We start from the raw sequence: 3,399 nt of genomic DNA on the forward strand, positions 1-3,399 counted from the left end.
GAAGCCGCCGGTGCCGCCGCCGATGTCGAGCACGGTGAGCCGCTCGCCGGTCCGGCGGGCCAGCTCGTCCCGAAGCACCGCCCAGATGACGGCGGTGCGGGGGGTCAGCGTTCGAGTCTGCTCCACCACCCCGACCAGCCTGGTGACCCTCGGTGCCGGCGTCCCGCCCGGCGCGCACGGGGTGCTCGGCTTCAAGGTGCGCGTCCCGGACACCGACCGGGTGCTCAGCCACATCGAGTGGACCGGCGACCCGGAGCCGCTGCGCTGGCAGCCGGTGCCCACCCAGTACGAGCGGGCCCGGGCGGCCGGCGTCGCGGTCACCGTGGTCAGCCGCCCCGAGTACGGCGGCAGCGGCCTCACCCTGGCCGCGAACCGGGGCGGCGACTACCGGGGTGCCTCCGACGTCGACGCACTCGCCGGGCAGATGCTGGCCGCCCTGGCCGCCGGCACCGGACCCACCCTGGTCTCCGGCTACCACCCGGACCTGGACCGGCACGGTCACCTGAGCGGCGTCGACTCGGTGCCGTGGCGACTCGCCGCCGCCGAGGTGGACCGGCTGCTCGCCCGGCTGGTCGACGAACTGCCCCCGGACGCCGCGCTGCTGGTCACCGCCGACCACGGGCAGCTCAACGTGCCGCAGGCGCACCGCTTCGACCTCGACACCGACCCGCAGCTGCGGGCCGGGGTGCGGGTGGTCGCCGGCGAGCCCCGGGTCCGCTACCTGCACGTCGAGCCGGGTGCGGCCGCCGACGTGGTGGCCGCTTGGTCCGCGGTGCTGGGGGACGCCGCCCGGGTGATGGAGCGGGCCGAGGCGGTGGCCACCGGCTGGTTCGGGCCGGTGTCCGAGGAGCACCTGCGCCGGATCGGCGACGTGGTGGTGGCCTGCCGTGGCACGTACGCCGTGGTGGCCACCCGCTCGGAGAAGCCGATCGAGTCCCGGCTGGTGGCGTACCACGGGTCGGACACTGCGGCGGAGATGACCATCCCGCTGCTGGTCCTGCGGGGCTGACCCGCCCGGGTTGCCGGACGGGCGGCTCCCGGGGTGGTCGGACCCGGCTGCCTCCGGGTTGTCGGAGCGGGCGGCTAGCCTGCCGTCATGGGCCGCAGCCAGTCGTTGCCCCGGGGCGGTGATCCGCGCTTCGGGCCGGACGCCGACGACACCGGCTGCCCGATCCTGCACGTCGACATGGACGCCTTTTTCGCCTCGGTCGAGGTGCGCCGCAGGCCGGAGCTGCGCGGCCGGCCCGTGGTGGTCGGCGGCGTCGGGCCGCGCGGGGTGGTCAGCTCCGCCAGCTACGAGGCCCGGCGGTACGGCGTCCGCAGCGCCATGCCCACCGCGCGGGCGCGGGCGCTCTGCCCGCACGCGGTCTACCTCCCGCCGGACTTCAGCCAGTACACGGCCGCGTCCCGGGCGGTGATGCAGATCTTCCGGGACGTCACTCCGCTGGTCGAGCCGCTCTCCCTGGACGAGGCGTTCCTCGACGTGGCGGGCGCCCGCCGGCTCTTCGGCTCACCCGTGGAGATCGCCCGGCTGATCCGCCGCCGAGTCGCCGAGGAGCAGGAGCTGACCTGTTCGGTCGGGGTGGCGCCGAGCAAGTTCGTGGCCAAGCTCGGCTCGACCCGGGCCAAGCCCGACGGCCTGCTGGTGGTGCCGGCCGACCGGGTGCTCGACTTCCTGCACCCGCTCCCGGTAGCGGCGCTCTGGGGAGTGGGGGAGCGCTCCGCGGAAGGGCTGCGCCGGCTCGGCCTGAACACCGTCGGCGACCTCGCGGAGGCGCCCTTCGGCCTGCTCCGCCGGGCGGTCGGCGAGGCGGCGGCCGCCCACCTGCACGAGCTCGCCTGGGGGCGGGACCCCCGCTCGGTCACGCCGGAGCACGTGGAGAAGTCGATCGGCGCGGAGGTCACCTTCGACGTCGACGTCACCGACCCGCTGGAGATCCGCCGGGCCCTGCTCGCCCTCGCCGAGAAGGTCGGGGCCCGGCTACGCGCGGCCGGCCAGGTGGGCCGCACGATCTCGCTCAAGGTCCGGCTGGCCGACTTCCGCACCGTCAACCGGTCCCGCACCCTGCCGGTGCCGACCGACACCGCCCGGGAGATGTTCGACACGGCCTGGGCGCTCTGGACGGCCCTCGACCCGGGGGAGCCGGTCCGGCTGGTCGGTGTGCGGATGGAGGGGCTGGCCGCCGCCGAGGAGACGCCGCGCCAGCTCACCCTGGGTGCTCCCGAGCGTGGGTGGCGGGAGGCGGAGGCGGCCGTCGACGCCGCCGCTGCCCGATTCGGGCGGTCCGTCATAGGTCCGGCCAGTCTTCTCGGCAAGCGTGATCCGCGTCGAAATGAAAATCCGACCCGGCCGTAGGTCGTCCCGCTTTCCGACACGCGGGGGCCCTCGTAGACTTGCGGGTAAGCAGCCGGTTGGCTGCCACGGTCTGTCGGCCCGACCGGGCCGACCAACGTGACCGGGGAGGAGTGCCGTGCCGCTCTCGGAGCACGAGCAGCGGCTGTTCGAGCAGATCGAGCGGTCGCTTGCCGAGGACCCCAAATTCGCCTCGGCCGTGCGCGCCAGCGACCCGCGTTTCCACGCGCGGCGTCGCGTGCTCGTCGCTGCCGGCGTGGTCATTGCTGGTCTGGCCCTGTTGATCTACGGTGCCGTGATCAAGACGCCACTGCTGGCGGTGGCGGGTTTCGTCGTCATGCTGGCCTCGCTGGGCTACGCGGTGCAGTCGCACCGTCGGTCCCAGTCGCCGGACCTGCACGTGGTGGGCGGCACGACCAGCCGCCGTCGCCCCCGTGGTCGTACGGGCCGGCGGGGGTCGTTCCTCGACCGCATGGAGGACCGGTGGCGGCAGCGCCCGGAGGGGCACCGCTGACCACGTCCCGCCGCTGAGGCGGGTTGCCGCGACGGCGTGTCGCCGGAGTCGCTCCGGCGAGCGTGGTCGCATCGTCGCGCCCCCGCACGCCCTCCCCGATCCCGCCGCGCCGCGCCTCGCGCCGGACGAAGACCTGATCCACTCCACCACACCGACCCGGCGATGTCCGGGCTGCCGGGATGTCGCCATCGCCGGACCTCATCGTGATCTCGACCGCCCTGCCCGAGCGGAGCAGGGCGGTCCGTCCGTCCGCCGACGGGGGAGCGCCGGCGGACGGACGGACCGGGTCAGCGGGCCAGGCGGCCGGCCACCAGCCGACGCGGGTCCCACCGCAGCAGCCGTTGCCGCACCAGCCCGTTCGCGGTGACCAGGCGGGTCGACGTGTCGGCGGCCCTGGTCCGCCAGCGCAGCAGCACCGACGGCGGCAGCACGGCCGCCAGCAAACGGGTACGCCGGTCGGCCCGGCCGGCGAGCGTCGCGCGCACCCGGCGCAGCGCCGGGTGCAGCTCCTCGCCGGTGAGCGGGTCCCGGG

Annotated in this window: 3 protein-coding genes and 2 pseudogenes; 3 read left to right on the top strand and 2 right to left on the bottom strand. The window is 75.4% G+C overall.

Features of this window, described 5'->3' with window-relative positions; translation table 11 throughout:
- Nucleotides 1-126 (bottom strand): annotated as a pseudogene (locus tag DKL51_RS36825) (SAM-dependent methyltransferase); the annotation flags it as partial.
- Here DKL51_RS36825 and DKL51_RS32065 point away from each other — a divergent pair.
- The 3 genes and pseudogenes from DKL51_RS32065 to DKL51_RS32075 all read left to right on the top strand — a co-directional run.
- Nucleotides 122-1,009: pseudogene (locus DKL51_RS32065) on the top strand (alkaline phosphatase family protein); the annotation flags it as partial. The pseudogenes DKL51_RS36825 and DKL51_RS32065 sit on opposite strands and share 5 nt — an antisense overlap.
- 87 nt (nucleotides 1,010-1,096) lie before the next feature.
- The gene (locus tag DKL51_RS32070) at nucleotides 1,097-2,356 is read left to right on the top strand and encodes a DNA polymerase IV (RefSeq protein ID WP_109946423.1); all 1,260 of its coding nucleotides are present in this window, start codon (nucleotides 1,097-1,099) and stop codon (nucleotides 2,354-2,356) included.
- Between the two features lie 115 nt (nucleotides 2,357-2,471).
- Entirely contained in the window at nucleotides 2,472-2,867 is a 396-nt protein-coding gene (locus tag DKL51_RS32075; RefSeq protein WP_109946424.1) for an SCO2097 family morphological protein, read from the top strand.
- A 287-nt stretch (nucleotides 2,868-3,154) separates the two neighbouring features.
- Here DKL51_RS32075 and DKL51_RS32080 read toward each other — a convergent pair.
- A partial coding sequence (locus DKL51_RS32080) for a hypothetical protein (RefSeq protein WP_148097916.1) occupies nucleotides 3,155-3,399 on the bottom strand: 245 nt, incomplete at its 5' end.

Origin of the sequence: Micromonospora globispora, assembly GCF_003857015.1 — a bacterium.
Classification (GTDB): Bacteria; Actinomycetota; Actinomycetes; order Mycobacteriales; family Micromonosporaceae; genus Micromonospora; species Micromonospora globispora.

What these genes read in the sequence shown, in the direction of transcription:
- DKL51_RS32070 (WP_109946423.1), top strand. Translation starts at nt 1,097, where the DNA reads ATGGGCCGCAGCCAGTCGTTGCCCCGGGGCGGTGATCCGCGCTTCGGG.